We start from the raw sequence: 23,668 nt of genomic DNA, 5'->3' as shown, positions 1-23,668 counted from the left end.
AAAAGCGGCTACCGTCCATTCCTTCCCGCCAACCCAACAGCCCCTTCCATTTAAATCAAACGTTTGTGACGCGAGGACGATGACCCTAGATTTTCGCAATGTCAATATGTTGTGGTCATCGATTATCGCGGAAACCCTCAGTCGATTGGGGTTAACGACTGCCATCATTTGTCCTGGGTCACGGTCAGGGCCTTTAGCCATTGCCTTTGCCCAACATCCTAAAATTGAAGCCATTCCAGTACTAGATGAACGTTCAGCAGCTTTTTTTGGATTAGGGATTGCCCGTTGTTCAGGCTTACCTGTCGTATTAGTGTGCACCTCTGGGACCGCCGGGGCCAATTTCTATCCAGCCGTGATTGAAGCAGAAGCTAGCCGGGTGCCGTTACTGCTGCTCACGGCGGATCGACCCCCAGAATTACGCCACTGTCATGCCGGGCAAGCCATTGATCAAGTCAAGCTCTACGGCCAGTACCCGCGGTGGCAAGTCGAGTTAGCGTTACCCAGCTCAAATCCTGACCTGCTGGCCTATTTACGACAAACTTGCCTTTATGCCTGGGAGCAATCACAGTGGCCCGTCCCCGGTCCTGTTCATCTAAATGTTCCCTTTCGGGATCCGCTGGCCCCGATCTCTGACCCTGAGACGGAAAGTCTATCTGAAAACTTTGACGTTGATCAATTTTTTTCTGCTGCCCACCCCTTGCCCTCTATTCAGACTTCGCTCAATCTTCAGACCATCAACACCTATTTGCACAAATGGCTCAGCTGCGATCGCGGCATTATCATTGCAGGGCCAGCCCAACCCCACGACCCAGAACAATACTGTGTAGCAATCGCCCAACTCGCTCAAACATTAGGTTGGCCTGTGTTAGCGGAAGGTCTATCCCCCCTGCGCAATTGGGCGGACTGTAATTCTTTGCTCATTTCAACCTATGACTTGTTATTGCGCAACCAGACTGTTGCCAATCAGTTCCGACCGCAACAAGTGATTTGCATCGGAGAATTACCGACTAGTAAAGTCTTGAGGACATGGCTTACCCAGGGTCGTCTCCAAACCTGGATCATAGATGCCACTGATCACAATATGGATCCACTGCATGGTCTCTCTATTCCTGTACGCATTTCTGTGGAAGGATTGATCGCATCTATTCCAGCATTCAAGAAAGAAAACTTCCAGCAGCCCACGGAATATGCAAAATCTTGGTTAAGCGTCGATCAATCTGTACGAACGCTGATCAATCAAACCATGCAGACACAAGCAGAGCTGACAGAAAGTAAAATCGCCTGGTTACTCTCTCAAGTCCTTCCCCCCAACACCCCATTATTTATTGCCAATAGCATGCCAGTTCGAGACATGGAATCTTTTTGGCAGCCGGGGTCCCTGCATATGCAGCCCTACTTCAATCGGGGGGCCAACGGTATTGATGGCACTCTATCTACAGCTTTAGGAATGTCCCATCGTCAACAAAGTAGTGTCCTGTTGACGGGTGATTTAGCGTTGCTCCATGACACCAACGGCTTTTTGTTGCGAAACCACTGGCAAGGCCATTTGACGATTATTCTTATTAACAATGGTGGCGGGGGTATTTTTCAAATGCTACCGATCTCAGCATTTGAACCTCCATTTGAGCAATTTTTCCGTACCCCCCAACAGATAGATTTTGAGCATCTAGCAGCAACTTATCAGGTTGCGTGGGAACGGATTGAGTCTTGGGCACACTTGCAACAAGCCTTAAAACCCTTGCCAGAAAGCGGCTTACGGATATTAGAAGTCTCCTGTGATTGCCAGAATGATACCCAATGGAGGAGAATAACCTTTAAGGAATGCGTGAAAAGTCTCTAAATGCTAGGAATTTCTCTGAAAGTTCCATCATTTTGGCTAATAAGCTGGGTTAGATTCTTTCCATCTCTTATGAGCTATTTCTGGGTACATAAGGTGAAAAGCTTTCAAAATCAGTCTATTATTCAGCCACTAAAGCTTAATGAGGTCATTACTTCAATAGACTAGCGCTAACTGGGGGAAGTAGGGGGATTGACTCACATCAACAATCCAAAAGAGTCCTATTTCGAAACAGAGAATTTCTTCCTGCCAGAAATATGGGTTAATTGGGGAACACTAGGGCTGTAAGGATGAGCTACAGGCAATAGATTCTCAGAAGAACATTCTCTAAGTCGAGGGTTGATCTCAACTTAAAGAGTGATTTCATCCAAGATCTTTTGGTTGTCAATGATCTTGTTGCAGAACCACTAAAATGCAGACTTTAGAACAAACTCAGCAATTTTCTTTTCAGTCCCAAGAACTGCCAACGAAATTACTAGATCCCGCACTTGTTCACAGTGACGGACATTGGAAGATACAGTTTTCCCGCTTGGCGAATCGGAAAGAGAATACCTTCGGCTATCTGGGCATTACGGATGCAGGAACCATTAGCTACTCCGGCTATCGCCCTTGGAATAGTCGTGAACTCCTACAGACTGCAAAACGCTATATTTTGCAGACTCGACAGGACTCTCTCAAGCCCCATGTCGCCCGTTGGCAGTCTGCCCTCAAAGAGCAGAAGATTACTGCCCATGCCATGTATGAGCATATGTTGCAGCTGGGGATTACGCCAGAACAGATTCAACAAGCGTTGCGATTGAAAATACTCAATGACTTCGACGCGTTTTTAACCTTTGGTGCTGGCGAAGCGTCGTTCATCCCCAGTACGCAACTGCGAGACCTTATTCCAGTCCCTGGTTTTTCGATGGCTGGGCTGTTGGATGAAGCTCAGAAACGCCAAGTCTTATGGCAACAGTTACGACCTATTATCCCTTCGATGCAGATGTTGCCTGTGCTAGATCCTCAGGTCCTGGAAGCCGCAAACTTACCTCAATCCCAAAGACAGTGGATTGAAAAAGTGGTTCAGCACCAGCGCCCCCTCAATAAGATTGCCATTGGTCTGGCGAAAGATCCCCTAGAAGTTGCCAGACTATTTGCCAAATGGGTGCGGGCAGAGTTGCTGCACCTGGAGCCCTTGCCACAGACTCAATCCACTAAGGTGATGATTATCGATGACTCACCTTTAGTGCTGAAGCAATTTCACAGTCTGGTGGGAGCCCTTGGTTACCAGGTTGAAGTTTGTCAACAAGCTGAAATCGCCCTACAACAAATCGCTCAAGTCAAGCCTGGTATCGTTTTTATTGATATCAATATGCCCGGAATTACGGGTTTCGAATTAGTGAAGGAAATTCGGCAACAGCCTAGTTTAGCGGCAATTCCGCTAGTCATTTTAACGGGAGAACAAAAGCTATCTAATAAATGGCGGGCCCAATGGAGTGGTTGCGAATTCTTGACGAAACCCTTGGCATCGACAGAAATCAATCAGTTCCAACTGCAATTGCAGGAATTGATCTATGCATTAGTCTTTGGTCCATCTATGATCGTGGGCGCTTAAGAACACACCACTTTACCCAGCGAGTTATTAACTAAGCAAGTTTTTTGGAGTTAGGAAGATGCGTTTATTAGTCATTGATGACAGTTCTGTAGATCGATTGGCATTGGTCACAATGTTGCAAAATCTAGGCCATGAAGTGGATGAATGTGATGGCACTGAGAATGCCCTACCTCGAATTGAGACGGGAAACTACAACCTCGTTTTTCTGGACGTTGTCATGCCTGGACAGGACGGCTACAAATTTCTTCGTTCTCTCCGGCTTAACCCCCCGACTGCCGACCAATATGTGGTGTTCTGTTCCAGTAAGAAAACGCCATTAGAAGTGAACTATGGCATTAAGCGGGCTGGGGCTAATGATTATCTCACCAAGCCTGTCACCAACGAAACGATTGAAGAAATCTTACAGCGCGTTAGTTCGTAATGGAGGTATAGATGTCAGCTACCGCAACAACCGAACCCATCGTCTACTCTTCGACTTCCATTAAAGAGAGGTACATCCTCACTCAGGTTGGTTCATGGGTGTTGGTTTTTCCCGCCCGTTGGGTCGCTGAAATTTTTAGAGTTCAAAGATCTAGAATTCTAGATCTGCCTTTTTATCAATCTCCATTGGTCGGTGTTACTCATCACAACAGTCAAATTATTCCCTTGACCTCAGCTCATCAAGTGTTGCAGACAACAGAAAACACCCTGCGCGAAACCGTCACCGTACTTCAGTTAAGTCATGAAGCAGAAAGGTTAGCCAATATGGGAATTATTGTTGATAAGGCCCTAGGCAGTGCCAGCAAAGAAGAACTCCCTCCAACCGTTCTAACCACGCAAGCGCTCCACCCTCCAGACACGGACTCCAAGGTTCTATTCCAGTCTGATTGGTTTCCCTCAGACTTGTGGCATCCTCAAGGTTAGGGGGCGTTTCTTAGCCCAAAAATTTTTCTAATGTGGATTCCCGATACTCCCAAAAGACAGATTGTGCTGTCTTATTTGATGGCCTTTCACGTACTGTAATCAGTTTGCGCTTATGAACTCTGATCAACTTCAGCCCAGCATCTCGGATCAAGCCTTCTCGATCCAGTATTACTCTCCCTTACACCACGCTAAACAGTTTGTTAGAAAGAACTTGGTGGCAACCCTTTCCATATCTGTTGCCACTAGCCTATTAGTGACAGCAGGCTGTGGGGTTAGTATCTGGAATAGTTCGCGCAACCTAGAACAGATTGCTGAACGCGAACTTAAACTGCAAAAGCATACTGGGGAAATTACCTATTTCGATGAAGTGCTCACCATGTCGGCGCGCATGGCCGCTAGCACGGGGGATTTGGTATGGCTACAACGCTACGAGCAACATGTTCCTTTATTGAATCAAGCCATCGCTCAAACCTTTGACAATGTTACTGAGGACATCCGGGCCGATGCGAGTAAAACGGATGCAGCCAACAAACGGCTGATTGAACTGGAAGAGCAGGCGTTTGGACTGGTCAAGGCTAACAAGGCGGAAGATGCACAAAAACTACTGGCAGGGGAAGAATACGAACTCCTTAAAGCCCAATATACAGAAGGCAATCGACAGGTCACGAAACGCATTGAGATCTTTATTGACCAACAGCTAGAGACTTCTCAAAACCAACTCAAAAATTCCATTGGTTTTGCCGGCTTGGTGGCTTTCCCCATCCTGTTGGCAGGCTGGATTTTGGTTTTAGTTGCCGTCCGTGACTACGTCCGAGATAAACAAGACTCCCAGGACAAGATTAATCAATCCCAGCTCGATCAATTGGTTTTGAATAGCCAACTCCAGGAAGAGATCGATTCTCGGAAGCAGCAGGAAGAAGAGGCCCGCCAGGATAATGACCAATTGCAAGGAGACATTATTGAGCTACTGGATGTGGTTGCCAACGTTGAAGAGGGAGACTTTACTATCCAAGCAACGGTGAATGATCGAGCCACCGGCTTAATTGCAGATACCCTCAACCGCTTAATTGAAGAGCTCGGCAGTATTCTCACCCAGGTTTCGGCAACGTCCCGCCAAGTTTCGGCTAGCAGTACCCGCCAAAAAGATATTTCCGAGGTTGTGGCCCGGAACACTGATCAGCAATCCCAAGAAGTGATGCAGGTATTGGGCTTGATCAATGACGTTCGCTCCTTTGCCACCAACGCTGCTCAGCAATTGGCGACGACCAATCGGTCTTTGGTGACCCTCAATACCGCTGTGGCTCAAGGTCAAGTTGAGATTGGCTCTTTGGGTGAAGAAATTGATGTACTGCAACAGGGTAGCGATCGCATCGTGCAGCAGATGAAAACCCTAGGGGAATTCGTGGGTTTGACCGATCAATTTGTGCAGGACCAAGGAGACATTGCTGAACAAACTCAGATGTTGGCTTTGAATGCAGCGTTGGTGGCAGCAAGAGCCTCGGAACAATCCGATCCTAAGAGGTTTGCTCAAGTGGCTCAAGAATTTGAATCCATCGCCAACCAGGTGAGCCAACTCGCTCAAAAAACTAACGACGGACTCGGTTCTCTAGAACAACGAAGCGCCCAAATTCACCGTGTTGTGGCCGATGTGGATGCCGATGTGCAACGTCTAGGCGGCGTGGTGGATGACTTTACCCAAGGGGTTCGACATACCCAATCTGTGTTCCAAGAGGTGCAGGAGGTGACGGGGCAAGCGGTAGAGTCCGGTGAAACAGTGGCCAAGACCAGTGAAGATATTGTTCAGACCTCGGAACAAACGGCAATGACCATGGAGGCGATTGCCCAACTCTCGACTCAAATTGCGAGCCAGTCGGATGATGCGCAACAGTTAGCAGATGCCATGAACCTGCTTTCCGATGACTTGTTAGGGAAAGTTCAAGTCTTCACTCTGCCAGAAGAGGAAGATTTCACCATTCTACAAACGTCTCCCTCTCCGCAACCTGAGGAATTTACGGCTGATGAACCATCCGAAGAATTAAGACCGATTGCGGAATCAGAAGAATTCACGGCTGATGAACCATTTGAAGAATTAAGTCCGATCGCGGAATCGGAAGCATTCACTTCTGAGGCCCAATTCGAAGAGTTAACTTCTGCATTGGAATCCGAGGAATTCACGACGGCTGAACAATTCGAAGAATCTGTTTCTACTGAGGAATCCGAAGAATCTGTTCCTGTTGGGCAAACTGAAGAACTCACTCCTGTGGCGGAGGTTGAAGCGTTCACTCCTGCTGCAGAATCCGAGGCACTATTTCCTGCTATAGACTCTGAAGAATTCACTCCTGGATTGGAATCTGAAGAATCTGTTCCTATGGGGCAATTCGACGAATTCACGCTTGCTGAGGAATCTGAGGAAACTCTACTTCCTGAGTCATCCGAATCGTTAATTCCTGCAGGAGAATCTGAGGAATTAACGTCAGATTCCGTATCCGAAGACTCTATTCTTGCTGAACAATCCGAAGACTCTATTTCTGCTGAAGAACCTGAAGAATCCACCTCATCCGAGTCAGCACTTGCAGTTTAGATTCCCGACATCCATTCCCAATTATTTGGTCCACTGACACTAGGTACACATGATGATGACTGGCCCATCCCTTTCTCCCCTATCTGAAGATGCTCCTATCGAGCAGGTTGAATCTTCAGCGGTTTCCATAGAGGAAAATGATCAGGGCTCTTGGCTTCAGCGCGTGCAACAGCGCTTACAGAATTACTTAGTTGGTACCATTTCAGCATCTGTTTTAGTCAGTTTGGCCCTCACAGGTACCTCTGCTTGGAATATCTGGCGGATTAATCAGGGGCTAGAAACAACAATTGCTAAAGAGTTTGAACTGCAAGAGTTGAGTGGCTCCATTGTGCATTTGGACGAAGTGCTGACCATGTCGGCACGGATGGGAGCAAGTACCGGCAATACGCGATGGGAAGATCGATACAACGAATATGTACCCCAGCTAGATATCGCCATTGGCAGCCTATTGGATCAGGTCCCCGTTGCCGAGCAATCTAACCCTGGGCAAACAGATGAAGCCAACAAAAAGTTAGTGGACTTCGAAACACAGGCCTTTGCGTTAGTCCGTCAGCAAAAAGCCCCCGAAGCCCTAAAGTTACTCCTGGGTCCTGAGTATGAAGCTCAGAAAAAAATCTACAACGATGGGATTCAGGGGACGTTGCAAACGGTTAAGAACAACGTGCAGACCCAGTTGGGTATTTATCGGCAACGATTGACTTGGTCTTTGTCCTTTGCGCTCGTTAGTTTGGCCGTGTCGGCACTGACTTGGTACATCGTCTTTCTAGCGGTTCAGGGGTATATCCGAGAACGGAAGCGATCTCAAGCTGCTTTGGAATCATCAAAAGTGGATCTACAAATGGTGAACCAGCAATTAGAAGCTCAGCTGGAACAACGGTCTACCCAAGAACAAGCCATTTTAGCGGAGAGCGAGCTGTTCCAAGAAGATGTGGGTCATATTTTGGATGTGGTTTCAGCCATTGAATATGGAGACTTGACCATTGAAGCTCAGGTCAACGACCGTGCCACTGGTCTGATCTCAGATACCCTTAATCGTCTAATTGAATCTTTGCACCGGATTATGTTGGTGGTTTCTACCACTGCCAGCGAAATTTCGAATAATACGGAACAGCTAGAAACCTTAGCAGTTGAGACCAATGAGCGGGCCCAAAGCCAAACACAGTCCGTTACGGATGTGCGATCGCTCATGGAAAACGTCAACACCCTAACGACCAATTCTCGGGAGCAAGCCACCACCACCGAGAACGCCCTGGACCTAGCCAAAGCCGCCGTTGAAACCGGTCAGCAGGAAATGAACGCGATGGTGCAGGGAATTTCCACCCTGGAAGAGGGCACCGAACAGATCGTGAAACGAACCCAGCTCTTGAATGAATTTGTGGATCTGGCCGCCCAGTTCTCTAAAGATCAAAAACGCGTCGCCTCTCTGACTCGCGTTTTGGCCTTGAATGCTTCTATGCTTTCCACTCGGGCCTTAAAAGAAAAAGACCCCACCCAATTTGCCAGTATTGCCAAAGAATTTGACACCATCTCTCGCCAAGTCAATGACTTGGCCGCTGAAACCAACCAGACCCTAGCTCAGCTCCAGCAACGAACGGATCAAATTCAGACCGTAACATCAGGTCTTACTCAGGATGTGGGCGATATCAACCAGCTCGTGAATAAGTTTACGGATGAGGTGGGTAAATCCCGACAAGCCTTTACCAATATGCAGGCTGCTACTGACCAAGTCGCCTTAGCAGGACAGGAGGTCCGCCAAGCCAATGACGACATTTTTGAGGCGGTGCAAAGTACACTCATCGCCACTCAAACCATTGCCCGCGAAGCGGAAGATTCAGCCTCCCAAGCCAACATTACCCAAGAGCAGGCGGCCTCCATGGGAGAGTTAGCCCATAACCTCGCCAATATGGTGGAATTCTTCCAGCTCAAGACGATGGCCGAAGATAGTCTATCTCCGTTAACGGCCGATCCTGACCTGAAATCAGCCAATATTCCCTTAGCCGTTGCGGCTGAGTCTTAACAGGGGGACTGAATTCACCGAACCACCGCTCCATAAAACCGACCTTTTTCGTCCTACCGAGATGATGACTGACCCCGACTTCTCCTATTCGTCCCCCGTCAATCCTGCAATCAGCGATCCTGAAGCTGAGCTGCAGAAAGAACTGCAGGCCATGTTCGAGATTGACAGTCAAGAGCATCTGCGGTCCTATTTTCAGCTCTCTCAATCCCTCAATCCAGCCTCCTGGGTTGCAGATATCCAGAATATCTATCGGGCTATCCACACGATTAAAGGGAGTGCGGTCACGGTAGGGGCCGATGCGGTTCTCCATGCTGCCATGGTCCTAGAGGACCTGCTCTCTGATTTGCGTTATTTAGAAGAAGCACCTCCCCTAGAAGATGGGGTCTTGCATCGCATGCTCCTAGAAGCAGGTGAACTTCTGGGGAGTTGTTTGCAGCTATCGGGCCCCGAAGCCCAAACTGCAGTCACTCCGACGGTTGACCGCATCAAAACCCTGCATGAGCAGATTCAGCTGAACTATCTGCCCAACTGGGATGAGTTGACCCAAGTTCATCAGGAATTTGCAGAACAAGGTTTCGATCTAGTCATTTTAGAACTAGAAATGGCTGTCAATCAGCTGAATACCCCCCAGGTTTCCTCCCTAGCCTTGACCAAGGCCCAGCAAATGTTGAGCCAGCTCCAACAAATTGGTCAGGATCTCCAATTGGCAGAGGATTGGTCCAAGCTGATAGAGAGTGCCTCTCAGCTCCAGCAGTTTCCATTGACTGATGTATGGCGTCAGCAATGGCCGGTGTACTTTGATTTACTCAAGCACTGTGCTAAGCAAAGTGGTCAGTTAACCCCTGACCAACAAGAGCGGTTCGACACGCTAATCACATCACTGCCAGAAGAACCGATTCAAGTCCCCTCCCCCGCTCAGGAAGCTGAAGCAGTATCTCCAGGGGCGGTTGACACTAGCTTTGATGACCTAGATGTAGATATCGATCTCGATGCAGATCTCAGCTTTGATGACTTGGATGGGGATATTGATCTAAGTTTCGATGAGATGGACTTGGATCTGGCAGCAATGACCCCTGCTGAATCTGTCCTCTCTGGTGCCATTGCTGAAGATCAATCTGAGGCAGCCGATCTGGATGACATGGCCGATCTAGATGATATGGCTGATTTGTCCGATGAGTTTTTGGCAGAAGCCGATGACATGGACTTCGATGACCTCATCGACCTAGATTTAGGCACCGGCGATCTGCCAGATCTGCCCGCCGCTGTAGCGGACTCTGTTGAGTCATCCTCCCAGCCTGGCCTATTCCCTAGCGCTAAGCCATCTACGGCTCCTGCAGCTCCGGCCCCCACAAAGCGGGAAATCAAAATTCCGGTTCCTTTAAGCCGACTCAATCAATCCTCTCAACAAGTGGTCGAGACCCTGCTGACGGCACGGTCAACCTTTAATGAGTCTTCAACCCTCCAATCCCAACTGTCCCAACTGACGGCCCTTACCCAAGAAAGCGCAGAATATATTTCTAGACTCCGACAACTCCAGGATGACTATGCTTTGTTGCGCGATATCAGTGACGTGCAAGATTCTGACAGTGGTGTCTCGATGGAACGTTACCGCCAGGGTTACACCACCATTAATCGCCTCTTAGAAAATATCTTGCGGATGGCAGAGCTAGGGGCAGAGCTAGAAGGCACTACTCAACACACCGTCAGCAATTTGGGGCAGCTCAGTCGCAACATTACTCAGCTCAAAGATGGTATTGAAACCAGTCGCCTGGTTCCCTTTAGTAATCTCACCCTCCGGGCCCGAGCCATCCTGCGAGACTTGACCAATCGCTACGATAAGCCCGCCCGTTTAGACATTAAAGGTGAGCAAGTCGAACTGGATGCAGGGGTCGTCCAACAACTCGAACCGGCCTTGCTCCACTTACTCCGCAATGCCTATGACCATGGCATCGAGACGATGGATGAGCGACTAGAGCGCGGCAAGCCAGTGCAGGCCACCATTCAAATGACCCTAGAGCGGCGAGGAAATTTATATCGGCTCTTGCTGCAAGACGATGGTCAAGGGATTGATGGACAAAAAGTCAGTCAGATTGCCCAAGAGCGGGGCTTTCCCCTAACCCAAACCAACACGCCCGCCGACATTATTGCTGTGCTCTGCCAGCCCGGTTTCAGCTCCCGCAGCTCCGTTAGCGAAGTCTCGGGTCGAGGCGTCGGCATGGATGTGGTTGCCAACCAAATTACCAATATTGGTGGCCGGTTACTGCTAGATACCCAGTTGGGACAAGGCACCACTTTTATTATTGAAATTCCTGCTCCGCAGCTATTAGTCCCTTGTGTCCTACTCAAAGTCGGGGAACGGACGGTGGCGGTACCCACAGATGACATTCGGGAAACCCTCTTGGCGAGTGCGAACCAACTGCAGCCGCCAAAAGACAGTGATCTAACCTGGCAGCTCTCCCTGAAGGAAGGCTCTGCACCGGGCTATGGGTTGGCAGCATTTTGGCATGAATCAACCCAAGTGTCGGACACGGCTATTTGTGTTCGCATCTCCCTGCTAGACAACAGTGATGTTTGGTTAATTGCGGATGATTTGTTGGGCCAAGAAGAACTTCTCATTCAACCTCTGCCCCATCCCCTCATCAGTCCACCAGCCCTCATGGGGGTAAGTTTACAAGCCGATGGTCAGTTGCTGAGTATTTTAGATCCCCTGGAACTTGCTCGGTCTTTGGCTCAACAACAGCCCCAAACCAGCAAAGTTCAGGAACAACCCAGTACCCCAGTGGCTCAGGACGTCCAAACCATTTTGGTGGTGGATGATGCTGCCCTGATGCGTCGGCGGTTGGAGAGCAGCCTGAATACCTACGGATTTGCGACCTTTACCTGCAGCGATGGCCTAGAGGCCTGGCAATGGCTGCAGGCCAACGGCGTGCCAGATATGATGATTACCGACGTAGAAATGCCCAATATGGATGGGTTCACGTTAATTGACCGCTGTCGGCAGTCCGATATGGAAATGCCGATTTTGGTCGTGTCTTCTCGACTCTCTGAAGAATGGGGAAAAGAGGCAGAACGCTTAGGGGCCAACGATTATTTGAATAAAGGGTTCTCGACGCCAGAGCTAATTAACTGTGTTAAAACCCACCTCAACAAGCAGCCAGCCGAATGTTGACCAACAGATCATGGAGGTCAGCTGCAGCAGAGGGGCTGTCTGGGAGGATGCTGGACTGGCTAGCATTTTCTAGGCACTGTAAAAGACGACTATATTCTTGATGGTAGAACCCCTGATCAGTCTCTTTAATCACGGCTTGTTCTGGACCAAATGATTTTTGGGCGATTAAATCGGGAATGTAAGGCAATTGAAATTTCTCGTTCAAATGCCTGAGATTGGCTTCAATTTCGCCCGTTTGCATCAGATGAATTCCTGTTAATAGCACCCGAAAGACATAGAGCAGGGGCTTCACTCGGGCTAGGGATTCTTTGGTAAAGAGTTGCCATTGGGTCTGGGCAAATCCCAGGTAGTGATGACTATGGTGCCGAGTGATGCATCGGGTTGCGATCGCTTTCAATGCATCATGCTCAGGAGACGACGCTACAATCAGTGGAGAGTAGAGCTGCTCCAGCACATAGCCATTTCGCTTTAGCAGCAACCCCATAAATTTCTTGACATCGTGAGTCACCAGATCCAGCTCGATGCCCTCCTGATCAGCGGAAATCTCCCGGGTTTCGGGTCCTGTCTGTAGACCCATCACTTCCTTCAGGGGCAAGATATGAACGCCTCGCAAGTCATAGTCTGAATCAGCAGAGGGAAACCCATACAAATGGGCACCGCTAATGGTGGCAAACAGCAGGGGATAAGGCTGTTGTGCCACGACATCTTTAAGCTGAGGCGGTAAATCAAAGATCATGGGATTTGGCCTCGGCTTGGCAAAACAGCTGGGGCGGTGCATCTGCAAAGTATTTGAACAGGGCTGGACAGAGCCATCCATCCATCTTCTCTGCCGACCAGCGATACCAATGGCCACCAAATTCTGGCCGCAGCCACTCTAGCTGAGCCTGATACCCCGGAAAAGGGGTTTGAGCAAAAATCAGCTTAAATCCCTGGTCAGCTTCTGGAATATCGATCACTAAGCGATCGATCATTTGGGGAATACCGCTGACAAAGGGTTCTTGAACCAAGCCCGCTTGCAGATCGTCAAATACCCACATTTCTTCATACCGATAGGGGGCAATTACCATCATTGAATTTGCCATGACTGGATCTCCTTGTCTTGCACCATGCTTTGTCGTGCTTCGATCAAAAAAGCGTTGGCTTGTTCATAATTGGGGCGTTCTGGTAGCTGGGTTTGGGCAAAGGCTTGCTCAAACTCCCGATGGAGCTGTAGCCGCCACTGATCCACCTGGGACCAAGTCCAGTGCTCGTATTTTATCCCCAACAGTTTTTCGCGATAGTCACTCATATCCACGGGGACAAACCCTTCCTTGAGGACGGTAATCCCAGACAACAGCAGCCGAATCAGATGCATGGCATGCTTCCAACGGATGTGGCCTTTGGTCCGCAAGTCCTGCTCCATTTTTTTGAATTGGGAGAGGGCATAGCCATTGTAGGTTTGATAAACCAACCGGGATAAAAACATCGTCCGCTGGTCCAGGAGTGTTTGCGCTAGGGGTGTGGCTGTTTCAATTAGGGGGGAATAGAGACATTCCAGCACATTGGGATTGGCTTTGAGGGCCAACACGATAAACTTCTGCAGTTCCCAATAGCATTCTTGAGCGGGTTTATCTTCTATTTGTTCGGGAATGCCATACAGGGACCAATGCAAGGGGGCTGGGGGGAGGTAAATGCCCCTGCGATCGCAATCTGAATACGCATCATCCAAGCCATAGGCCCGCGAACCGACAACACAGCGATAAATCACGTAATCTTGCAAGTTGTAGTCTGCTAAAAAGTCGGGAAGCCCTTGGACTTGATACTGTTTGCGCAGGCTAAACTGGTGCCGCTGTAAATGTAAACAGCGGCCATCGGGCAGTTCAATCTCATAGGAATGGGAGTTATCGGTGGGTGTTCTAACAATCTTGCCTACAGCTCCTGCTAAACAGACACCGGACTCAGTATTAACATCGACCCGGCTGACCACTTGGGTACCCACCGGCACAATCAAATGGGGTTTCATGAGTTGTAGTTTCCAAGTTTTCTAAAATAAATTGGAAAGGGCATGATAATGTAGTATAAATACTACATTATCATGCCCTTATCTTAACCCAGTCCGCTTTTATCACTTCTTGCAAAGAAAAAATAGAATATTCTAAGCCTGCATTTACCTAGTAAACAATGTCAAGCTCACCTCATGTCTATCAGGTGGCTTTATCAATGAGAGCTTCTAATTCGTTGATTTTTTAATTAATGTTGACTCTTGACGTTCGCGTAATCAAATCGCATAAAGATAATCAGCGTATGCTCATCTAGCAATCAAGCTAGGACTGTGTCATGGCAGATCAACTAACCGTTACGACTGAGCGTATTGATGATGTAGTACTCCTGCTCCACATGATGATGCAAATGGGCTTGCCAGAAGTACTCAACCTACATTCATCAAGCTCAACAGCAGGCAGCAACTTATCTTGCCGTTCCTTGGGAAGGGCTGTAAAAAATATTATCTGCTCTGCTAGCTAGCCTGCTGAATGTAGGTTTAAGCCATAATGCTGGGCAATTGGCATAAATAATTGATAAGCACCACTCCCTTTGGGAGGCAAAGCAACTGCTTTCCCTTGCAAATCTGCCATCGTTTCGATGCCAGCCTGTCTATTGACTAGGACATGAGCTGTCTCAGGGAAAAGTAACGCCATAGCTTGCGCCGATGATTGGATCGATGAATCTCCCTGGATTAGGGCTACCTGGGCTGCCCCTGATTTGATAAACTCCAGATTTTGCGCTGAGCCTTCTGTATGAATGACGTTAATCCGGATCTGAGGATGATGGCGAGCGACAACCGTTGCTAGTGCTTGACCAAATTTATAGTATTCACCGGATCGACTTGCTGTCGCTAAGGTTAGGACATAGCTTTGACGATGCTGCCAGAATAGTTGTATTGCCATCCCTCCAGCAGTGAGTAGGCTAATTATCAGGATAGAAACAGTAATGCGACCCTGATTCATCAGTTCAACGCAACCTATGGTGTCGATGAATAAATCCTAGTGCTTGCCAGTACCATGGAGAACATTCGTCAACATTTTGACAATGTCTAAACGCAAACGAGATTCTAGGTGGTGCAAACGTCGATGGAGCATATTGGGATTGATTGGACTTGCAATCATCGCAGTGTCCCTCGTCTTTGCTCAATTACCCATCCTCATCGATCAGCGATTTAACCCTGTGTTACAACGGCCACCCTACCCTGTGGGAGACTCAGTGAGCCAGATTCATCAGGGATTGTGGATTGCTGATTTTCATGCAGATTCTTTGTTATGGCATCGGGATTTAAGTCAGAAACATCGGTATGGGCATGTTGATTTACCACGATTGCAGGATGCCAATGTGGCTTTGCAAGTCTTTACCGTTGTCACCAAAGTGCCGACTAATCTCAAGCTGGAGAATAACGATCATCGATCTGATGACATCTGGAAGCTAGCCCTTGTTCAACGTTGGCCGTTATCGACTTGGAACAGCCTATTACAAAGAGCGTTGTATCAAGCGGAAAAGCTCCATAACCTGGCTGAATCTCAACAACAGTTTCGACTTTTAAACAATCAAGCTGACCTAAAGTCTTTTCTTCAAGATCGAAAACAGCAGCCCCAATTAACCGCAGGTCTTTTAGGACTAGAGGGAGCTCATGCCTTACAAGGTCGATTAGAAAATATAGATCGCCTTTACGACGCTGGATTTAGGATGTTAGGACTGGCTCATTTTTTTGATACTAAAGTGGGTGGCTCTGCCCATGGCCTGCAAAAAGGGGGTCTAACCCGTTTAGGACGCCAGATCGTTGTAAAAGCCCAAGATCAACATCTGCTGTTAGATTTAGCTCATTCTTCTGCACAAGTCATTGATGAAGTTGTTGCCCTGAGTAACCAGCCCGTGGTGGTTTCTCATACAGGAGTGAAAGGAACCTGCGATAACTTGCGCAACCTCTCTGATCAACAAATTCAGGCAATTGCAAAGACGGGCGGTGTGATTGGGATTGGATATTGGCCAACGGCAATTTGTGGGAATGATGCATCGTCTATTGCCCATGCCATCCGTTATGTTGCTGATCTGGTAGGCGTGGACTATGTCGGTTTGGGGTCTGACTTTGATGGGGCAGTGCGCTCACCCTTTGATGTTACAGGTTTGCCTTTAATCACTGAAGCATTGCAGGAAGAGGGATTTACCACTGGGGAGATTAGTAAAATCATGGGACTCAACCTATTGCGAGTCCTTGATTTAGTTCTACCTAAGTGAGCCTCAGTCATCTGTCAGGTGGATAGCGAATATCACAACCGCCAAAAGCTAGGCATCCAAGTGCTAATCAATTCAATATTTTTTACCAGATTGGGTTAATTTAAACGACACATATCTCAATTAAAGAGAGTGCAAACTATTCAATTATTGAATAACAAGAAACAATGATCAGCAAGTATTTTCTAGCTAGCCAGAGATAACTGGAAAACGATAGCAGATTGTATCTAAAACTACAAAAAACAAGGCCTAACAGTAATCATCCTGGCATAAAAGAAATGGCGTAGAATTGACTCTGGCATAGGATGGACGATGGCCCAAATATCTTGGAATACCTCGAATCTATCTCGATTATTTTCATTCCTCGGAGCCTTAAAGATACGTAGGATTACGGAAGATTTTGGGCATCATAGGGCGGTATAAGTGATATACCTAAGGACTTATCTTCTCCGTATTAGTTCGGAATGACAGTGAATTTTTGCCCAGAAGAACGTCTAATTTTTTGACAAGGGGGCCCCTGAAAAATGCAAGCTGCTCATCTCAATATCCTCATGATCGATGATGACGAGCAGGACGTGGAAATTGTTCGGGAATTGCTGAATGTCAGTCATGATTTCCCTACAGATCTTTTACACTGTTCCAACCTAGTGGCTGGGTTTGAGTTATTAGAGTCTGAGATTGCGATTGATCTCGTTCTCCTAGATTTGTGTATTGCAGGAACGGTAGGACTTGATCTTTTCCACCAAGTCAATCAAGCATTTCCTTTAACTCCCGTGATTATATTGAGTGGCAATTCAGATGAGACGGTCGCTCTGACAGCGATGCAAGAAGGTGCTCAAGACTATTTAGTTAAAGGACGGTTTACAAGTAGTCATTTACGTCGCTCTATTCAGTATGCGGTTGAACGCCAGAGCTTATTACTAGAACTGGATGCCAAAAATCGAACGTTGCAATCTCTGTCTGAACAGCTTGAAATTGCCAACCTGCAGCTGGAACAACTGGTAACAATAGATGGTTTAACTCAGGTTAATAATCGCCGTTGCTTCGATGAAACCTTTTTATCGGAATGGAACAGATTATGTCGAGAGAATCATCCCTTGTCTTTGATTATGTGCGATGTAGATCACTTCAAAGCGTTTAACGATACCTATGGTCATCAAGCTGGAGATGACTGCCTGCGCAAAGTTGCTCAAGCGATTGCTAAAGTGGCTAAACGACCTGCCGACTGTGTTGCTCGCTATGGTGGTGAAGAGTTTGCCATTATCTTACCGAATACTGATTTAGATGGGGCAACCCAAGTCGCAGAAGCTATCCGAAGTATTATTCATAATCTTGAGATTCCTCACCAACTCTCTTTAACAGGAAGTAATGTTACCGCGAGCTTAGGGGTTGCCAGTCAGGTGCCTGATGAGAATGTGGCCCCTTCTATCCTGATTGAAGCGGCCGATCGTGCTTTGTATGTGGCTAAGCAACAGGGACGCAACCGCGTCCAGACTCATCAAAAAGATTGTGCCTCTTTGGAGTCGCGACGAACCTTAGAATTAGTAGGACGCTTACAGCAAGCACTCCATCAGCAAAAAAACAAACGACGAGGCAAGCTACGATTAAGACCTGGAGCGCTGTTTACGTCCCAATAGTCCCTTCCCTGGTTGAAGGCATTACTTTTTCAGCAGCTTTTAAAACCAACTAGTGAAGAAGCATTTCTCATCTCAAGTGCTATTGCTTTTTCTCTGAATCATGAAACCTTGATTTAGCTATTTTAGCTAAACAGTTAGATAGATCATTCTTTAAGAAGATTCACAAATTTTTCTTGAGAAGATTACAATTTATCTGTGTGAGGTTCAATGCAGTAGAACCTTTGTGTCAATTACTTTACAAAGTTTTAATTCAGTCTCTCTCAGGGGCAAATTATTTTTAGATGTATAGAACAAAAGACTTTCTCTAACGTCTAGAAATAGTAATGGTATCTGTAGGGTTGTGAAGTGATATTTAACTTTGTAATCAGCAGTTTTCCTCTGTGATGTTTCTCATTTAGCTATCTAGGTACAATTCATCTCTCTAGATCAGCTTCACCTATAAATTCGTTCAAAGAACATCTGGGTTGGTGAACGCCTCGTGCAACATGGAATGAGTGATCAAGCTCCTCAGCAAAGTCTCCCTATAATTTCACAACGTGATCTCGGTAACCAGAGGCATCTGGTCTCTTTTCTCACCAAGATGCACAATTCTCCCTATGCATGGATGGCGGTAGGAATTGGTATATCGCTAGTGTTATTGGCCATTTTCCATCCCCATAGCCCTTTTAAGGCTCATTTAACAGGAACAATGGGGGGGGCAGATATTGCTGAGGATGATCCCCCGATTTCTCAGCCACCCAACCAAATTAAGCCAACAGCAAATCTGAGGTTATTGACCTTAGCTCTCCATGAGCAACCTACGGTTGATTCGCCTTTAGAAGGTTTTTGCCATCCACTCTGGGGACAAGGATGGTTAAGCCAAGGGATCCGAGGGGTGACCCATAATGGTCGGATGGAATATGCCTATGATTATGCGGCTGGAATTGGTACGCCTGTCTATGCGATGCGGTCAGGGCGAGTCATCAGTATTCAAGATAAATATCCCGATCGTGGGGGCGGCAAAGAACAAATTCACCGATTTAACCACGTCTGGTTGGAGCATGATGGCGGTTACCGTTCAGCCTATGTTCACCTGCAGCAAGGATTTCGCCAACGGGTAAGTCTCAAAGTTGGGGATCAAGTGACGGTAGGACAAATCATTGGCTATAGCGGTAACTCTGGATGGAGTAGTGGTCCACATCTCCATGTAGAAGTCCATCGTGCTGAAGAACCCTTTCAGTTTACCCAAACTGTCCCCTTTGCTATTGCTAGCTCCTGTAGTCTGGGGCGTCAGGCTACAGAGCTTGCGGCTAAATCGTCGATAGTTGTGGACTCGCCGTAACGACCGGGGGTTGGCTTTGGCTAATCGTGAGAATCTCTTGTCTAGCCCACTGATCTGCGGCCAAAATATCTTCTAGGCTGGGTTGTAATGTGTTTTGAGACCGATAGCGATCGCAAGCCGTTTCAATCACCTTCGGAATATCCAAAAAGCTGATTTTCTCTTCTAAGAACAGAGCAACTGCTTGTTCATTGGCGGCATTCATCACGGCTGTCATGGCTCCACCCATGCGACCCACATCATAGGCCAACTGCATGCAGGGATATTTCTGGTGGTTAGGCTCGCGGAAAGTCAGATCCCCAGACTTCACCAGATCTAGCGGTTCCCAATCCGTGGCGATGCGCTCCGGCCAGGACAGCGAGTAAAGCAAGGGGAGTCGCATATCTGGCCAACCTAGTTGGGCCAAAACGGAAGTATCTTGCAGTTCAATCAGAGAGTGAATAATACTTTGGGGATGGATAACAATATCGATGTGGTCATAGTCCACACCAAATAAATAATGAGCTTCAATCACTTCCAGCCCTTTGTTCATCAAAGTGGCAGAGTCAACAGTTATCTTTTTGCCCATGGACCAGTTGGGATGCTTCAGGGCATCGGCAACGGTAACTTCTGGTAACTTTTCCACGGGCCAGTCTCGGAATGCGCCCCCGGAGGCCGTGAGGATAATCCGACGGAGGCCACCTTCAGGAACCCCTTGCAAGCATTGAAAAATGGCGGAATGTTCTGAGTCAGCGGGTAAAAGCTTGACCCCATGTTTCTCGACTAGAGGTAAGACAACGGGACCGCCCGCAATAAGAGTCTCTTTATTGGCGAGGGCAATATCTTTCCCCGCTTTGATGGCAGCAATGGTGGGTAATAGCCCCGCACAGCCGACAATCCCAGTAACGACGGATTCTGAGTCTCCATAAGCAGCGACTTCCACCACACCCGCTTCTCCAGCTAAGAGTTGGGGTTGGGGATCGACATCTGCGATCGCATCTTTGAGATCAGAGAGTTGATTTGGATCTGATATGGCAACAATTTCGGGCCGGAACTGCCGTATTTGCTGCGCCAGAAGCTCGATATTTCGGCCTGCAGCCATCCCCACAATTCGAAACTGATCGGGATACTGAGCGACAATATCTAGGGTCTGAGTTCCGATGGATCCTGTTGAGCCGAGAAGAGTAATTGCTTTCACAGTTTCTTAATAATTGCGGGTCTCTCTTATCTTACTAGGTCAATGGACCTCTGGGGGAGAGGGGCACAATCGCCAACGTATTGCTTAAGTCACTTGTGGGGATAAGCTTTTCAGGACAAATTGAGCAACCCCAAAGAGGATGATTGTTTCGCCCAACAATTCACCAAACTCTTCAACAGTGACCCTAAGATGCTCAACCCAAAACAGCAGATTTATAGTTTGCCCTGCCAAGGTGAAGGTGGCTTCAGGAGAGACTCCTGTATACAAATGCTCCTTGATCAGTTCTGCACCAAATCCACCGAGCAAGAAAATACCGAGTCCCAAAAATACCCACAACACAATTGAACGATGCTCCCGCCATAGCCGAGCTAGATCCCGCCAACAGATCAACGGAATGGCAATCAAAATAGCCACATAGATGCCTTTCCAGTTGTATTGATTCAGATGCAGATGGAGCTTCGTCAGTTCATCAATGCCTCCATACAGGCAAAGGGATGCAAGAGCTAAGGGGAGAAATCTAGAAACGGGCCGTTGAATTCGCTGCCGAAAGAGGAGCAGGAGCAACGCTAAAATGCCGATTGCAAATAAAGTAGCGGCCTGCATTAGTGATGGCACTGATCTCAATCCATCCCAATCCAACCAAACTGGGACAGACTGCTGCCGCCAGATAGTGATGAGGTAGGCCAAGGCAAGCCCTATTTCTAAGCCAATAAGGAACCATAGCCCGACTTTCAATTGTTTTGGCATCATCTTTCTGATGGGCGAATACTGAGGAGATTGGACTCATCTGCTAAAGGTTGCAAGCCCTTAAAAACGGCGTCCAAGGGAGGGATATTCTTTGGGGCTATCCAACCAAGCTGGGCAGTACAAAGTTGAAGATAAGACCTAGAATAATGAAGAATCCGCCAAAGCCAAAAGACCAAAACCGATGATAGCTATTGATCACGCGCCCGCCATTCGTTCTGATTTGGACCAGATCCATCCAAGGGGCAATACTGCGACGAAACCACCCAGTTGTGCCTACCTGAGTGCCAATCAAATCTTGGACTTGAGACATACCAAATAGGAAGTTACCAATCGGGCCAAAGCGAGAGGAATAGCGAAGGAATAACATACCGCTTTTGTCTTGCAGCTTCAAATCTGAACCAAACTTATAGCCTGCATTTCCACGTCCAATCAGTTGACCTGCGAGCTGCACGGGTTGTCCACGCAGAGGACTGGCATAGGGATCTGACATCAGGGTTAAGATATCGCGTTCAGGAGCCTGACCAAAGTTGGGATACATGATGAACGTTTTAGCGATAATGCCAATCCCCAAACCAATCATCATCAACGCAATGGGATTCGTTCCGGAGGCAAGTCCCAAAATCAATCCCACGCCTAGGCCAATAAATTCAGCCCCATAGAGCAATAAATCCAAAAAGAAGTGGCTATAGAGGCGTTGTTTATTTAATTGACGGCCTTCTCCCACTACTCGGCCCATATCAAACTCAATATCCAAACCCAGCTGCTCGGCATAGGTACTTAAGGCCCGAACACGCTTGCCCGTGAGGGGGTGGGTAGATTGCAGTTCCATCCAAAACGCCCAGGGGTTGAATAGATCCCACAAAAAGACACGGCCAATTTTGCTGGTATCTGCAGCCACACGATAGGCCGTGCCGGAGGAGGTCGCCGCTTTAGCATCGTAAATCCCCAAAGCTCGGGTTCCTTCTAGCAAGCGGCTAGGTTCTTTGGACCGCTGACCTTCTTCGACAATGCCATAGGCAATTTTCACTAATGCCCGAGATAAGGCATTGGGGTTGCCTGTGACTTCAGCCGCAAAGTGATCGGCAAAATATTCCCGCGTTCGGGATAGATATAGGACAAGATAGGTGCCGATAATATAGAAAACATAAGCTGAGATCGCAGCTGCTTGCAAAGCATCTTTGCCCTTGCTGCTGCCTCCTCGACGGCCTGCTCGGCTCGCAAAGGTGTAAATCAAATAAGTGATCTGCACCAACGTAGAGGCCAAGGTCATGACCGCAAAATCCCAGTGAACAATGTGGCCTAGCTCATGGGCATAGACCGTTGCGACTTCGTCTTCATCTAGGTAGGTGAATAATCCGCGGCTAACAACGAGCCGTGCACTATTGGGAAGCGATCCATAGGTAAAGGCTGTTGGATTTTGATCTTCAATAATGCCTAGCCGAGGCATTTTCAGATTCTTCTCGGCACATATCCTTTGCAAGATTTGGCTGGTTTCGGGGCTGAGATGCTCTAGCTCTCCCAAGGTGATCCAGTGGGTGCCATAGAGCCACCTTTGGGTCCAATCCATGAGCCAGGGTGAAAAGAAGAATATTGCTACATTGACAACGATCGTTATAACAACAGCCGCTCCTAGTCCCAAGCCTGGATTATCACTTGCTGTGATTAAAAAGATACCCAAGACAAGGACAAGCACCATGCCAAACAGCAGGCTAATGGTGACACCAGAGGCCAAACTGAGATTTCCCCCTATACCCGCCATAGCTAATTTCATCCCTCCGACTGCGCGGGATTTTTGACTGGGGGCTGCGCTGGAGACTGGACTGGGGGCTGAACTAGGTTGACTGAACGCTGGACTGGGAGCAGAAACAGTTTCCGCAGCAGATGCCGTAGCAGTTGGAATTTGATTTTCCTGGTCTTGCTGTAGCTGGGGCAAGACCTGATTCGCCCATTCCTGAACTTGGGCAATGGGGCTGGCAGCCAGGGGTTGGCAGAGCATCAAAGCTTGTTCGAGTTGGCCACAGCTTTGGTGAGCCATGATCAAATACATTTGGGCCTGCACATGAACAGAACTTCCTGGCGTGGCAGCTTGCCACACGCGTTCTAAAATGCGGATGGCCTGGGACTGTTGTCCTTTTTGGTGGGCAGCAATCCCAGCTTTTAGGTCTTCCTGTTGTGAGGCCATAAACAGCTCCTTGCTTTGTCAACGGCTATAAATACACCGAGAGCAGTTAAACGAAACTTAGCTTATCAGTATTTTTAGAGGTACGTAGTGACTTACCCCCTAGTCAAATAAAAAAATTTATGCAAGGGATGGAATGGATTTAGAAAATAGAGGAGGAACTCCTTTAGAGATTCTCCTTCATTCTTAAGCTAACAAGTTAGCTCTGGATTGGGTGAAGTGTCCAAAATCCTTGGGTTGAGCAAAGAT

Annotated in this window: 18 protein-coding genes; 11 read left to right on the top strand and 7 right to left on the bottom strand. The window is 47.8% G+C overall.

The window, feature by feature from the left end; genetic code table 11:
* Positions 1-79: 79 nt before the first annotated feature.
* The 7 genes from menD (at position 80) to HRE53_RS04135 (ending at position 12,101) form a co-directional block, all read left to right on the top strand.
* Positions 80-1,840 carry a 2-succinyl-5-enolpyruvyl-6-hydroxy-3-cyclohexene-1-carboxylic-acid synthase gene (gene menD, locus HRE53_RS04165; protein WP_235109181.1) on the top strand — a complete coding sequence of 587 codons (1,761 nt, stop codon included), beginning with the start codon at positions 80-82 and terminating at the stop codon, positions 1,838-1,840.
* A 409-nt stretch (positions 1,841-2,249) separates the two neighbouring features.
* Positions 2,250-3,431, top strand: coding sequence for a response regulator (locus tag HRE53_RS04160; protein WP_235109180.1), 1,182 nt, complete (start codon positions 2,250-2,252; stop codon positions 3,429-3,431).
* Between the two features lie 58 nt (positions 3,432-3,489).
* The gene (locus HRE53_RS04155) at positions 3,490-3,852 is read left to right on the top strand and encodes a response regulator (RefSeq protein WP_212662343.1); all 363 of its coding nucleotides are present in this window, start codon (positions 3,490-3,492) and stop codon (positions 3,850-3,852) included.
* Positions 3,853-3,863: 11 nt separating this feature from the next.
* On the top strand, positions 3,864-4,334 hold the full coding sequence (locus HRE53_RS04150) for a chemotaxis protein CheW (RefSeq protein ID WP_235109179.1): 471 nt from the start codon (positions 3,864-3,866) through the stop codon (positions 4,332-4,334).
* Between the two features lie 112 nt (positions 4,335-4,446).
* The gene (locus HRE53_RS04145) at positions 4,447-6,915 is read left to right on the top strand and encodes a methyl-accepting chemotaxis protein (RefSeq protein ID WP_235109178.1); all 2,469 of its coding nucleotides are present in this window, start codon (positions 4,447-4,449) and stop codon (positions 6,913-6,915) included.
* 49 nt (positions 6,916-6,964) lie between these two features.
* A complete protein-coding gene (locus HRE53_RS04140; protein ID WP_235109177.1) occupies positions 6,965-8,932 on the top strand; it encodes a methyl-accepting chemotaxis protein in 1,968 nt (655 codons plus the stop codon).
* Between the two features lie 61 nt (positions 8,933-8,993).
* On the top strand, positions 8,994-12,101 hold the full coding sequence (locus HRE53_RS04135; protein ID WP_235109176.1) for a response regulator: 3,108 nt from the start codon (positions 8,994-8,996) through the stop codon (positions 12,099-12,101).
* Here HRE53_RS04135 and HRE53_RS04130 read toward each other — a convergent pair.
* From HRE53_RS04130 to HRE53_RS04120, 3 genes are read right to left on the bottom strand one after another with little or no spacing between them, the layout of a single operon-like run.
* Positions 12,076-12,837 carry a DNA polymerase beta superfamily protein gene (locus tag HRE53_RS04130; RefSeq protein WP_235109175.1) on the bottom strand — a complete coding sequence of 254 codons (762 nt, stop codon included), beginning with the start codon at positions 12,835-12,837 and terminating at the stop codon, positions 12,076-12,078. The two genes, HRE53_RS04135 and HRE53_RS04130, sit on opposite strands and share 26 nt — an antisense overlap.
* A complete protein-coding gene (locus tag HRE53_RS04125) occupies positions 12,827-13,183 on the bottom strand; it encodes a DUF6717 family protein (RefSeq protein WP_235109174.1) in 357 nt (118 codons plus the stop codon). Before HRE53_RS04125 ends, HRE53_RS04130 begins: the two co-directional genes overlap by 11 nt.
* Positions 13,168-14,103 carry a DNA polymerase beta superfamily protein gene (locus HRE53_RS04120; protein WP_235109173.1) on the bottom strand — a complete coding sequence of 312 codons (936 nt, stop codon included), beginning with the start codon at positions 14,101-14,103 and terminating at the stop codon, positions 13,168-13,170. The genes HRE53_RS04125 and HRE53_RS04120 overlap by 16 nt, the downstream gene beginning before the upstream one ends.
* 314 nt (positions 14,104-14,417) lie before the next feature.
* On the opposite strand from HRE53_RS04120, the gene HRE53_RS04115 reads away from it, so the two are divergent.
* The gene (locus HRE53_RS04115; protein WP_212666461.1) at positions 14,418-14,603 is read left to right on the top strand and encodes a hypothetical protein; all 186 of its coding nucleotides are present in this window, start codon (positions 14,418-14,420) and stop codon (positions 14,601-14,603) included.
* On the opposite strand, the gene HRE53_RS04110 is transcribed toward HRE53_RS04115, so the two are convergent.
* Positions 14,600-15,025 carry a TAXI family TRAP transporter solute-binding subunit gene (locus HRE53_RS04110; protein ID WP_235109172.1) on the bottom strand — a complete coding sequence of 142 codons (426 nt, stop codon included), beginning with the start codon at positions 15,023-15,025 and terminating at the stop codon, positions 14,600-14,602. The genes HRE53_RS04115 and HRE53_RS04110 overlap by 4 nt on opposite strands.
* Positions 15,026-15,167: 142 nt before the next feature.
* Between HRE53_RS04110 and HRE53_RS04105 the strand changes: the two genes are divergently transcribed.
* From HRE53_RS04105 to HRE53_RS04095, 3 genes are all read left to right on the top strand, one after another.
* Positions 15,168-16,364, top strand: coding sequence for a dipeptidase (locus HRE53_RS04105; RefSeq protein ID WP_235109171.1), 1,197 nt, complete (start codon positions 15,168-15,170; stop codon positions 16,362-16,364).
* A gap of 521 nt (positions 16,365-16,885) precedes the next feature.
* A complete protein-coding gene (locus HRE53_RS04100; protein ID WP_235109170.1) occupies positions 16,886-17,998 on the top strand; it encodes a diguanylate cyclase domain-containing protein in 1,113 nt (370 codons plus the stop codon).
* A gap of 580 nt (positions 17,999-18,578) precedes the next feature.
* Positions 18,579-19,319, top strand: a complete 741-nt coding sequence (locus HRE53_RS04095; protein ID WP_235109169.1) for a M23 family metallopeptidase — start codon at positions 18,579-18,581, stop codon at positions 19,317-19,319.
* On the opposite strand, the gene dxr is transcribed toward HRE53_RS04095, so the two are convergent.
* The 3 genes from dxr to HRE53_RS04080 all read right to left on the bottom strand — a co-directional run bounded on the left by dxr (position 19,288) and on the right by HRE53_RS04080 (position 23,422).
* On the bottom strand, positions 19,288-20,493 hold the full coding sequence (dxr, locus tag HRE53_RS04090; RefSeq protein ID WP_235109168.1) for a 1-deoxy-D-xylulose-5-phosphate reductoisomerase: 1,206 nt from the start codon (positions 20,491-20,493) through the stop codon (positions 19,288-19,290). The genes HRE53_RS04095 and dxr overlap by 32 nt on opposite strands.
* 84 nt (positions 20,494-20,577) lie before the next feature.
* A complete protein-coding gene (locus HRE53_RS04085; RefSeq protein ID WP_212662334.1) occupies positions 20,578-21,243 on the bottom strand; it encodes a hypothetical protein in 666 nt (221 codons plus the stop codon).
* Positions 21,244-21,337: 94 nt separating this feature from the next.
* On the bottom strand, positions 21,338-23,422 hold the full coding sequence (locus tag HRE53_RS04080; protein WP_235109167.1) for a zinc metalloprotease HtpX: 2,085 nt from the start codon (positions 23,420-23,422) through the stop codon (positions 21,338-21,340).
* Positions 23,423-23,668: the final 246 nt, after the last annotated feature.

The organism is Acaryochloris sp. 'Moss Beach' (assembly GCF_021497025.1).
Lineage (GTDB): Bacteria > Cyanobacteriota > Cyanobacteriia > Thermosynechococcales > Thermosynechococcaceae > Acaryochloris > Acaryochloris marina_A.
The sequence above is the reverse complement of the archived record's forward strand: the minus strand, read 5'-3'. Positions and strand labels throughout refer to the sequence as shown.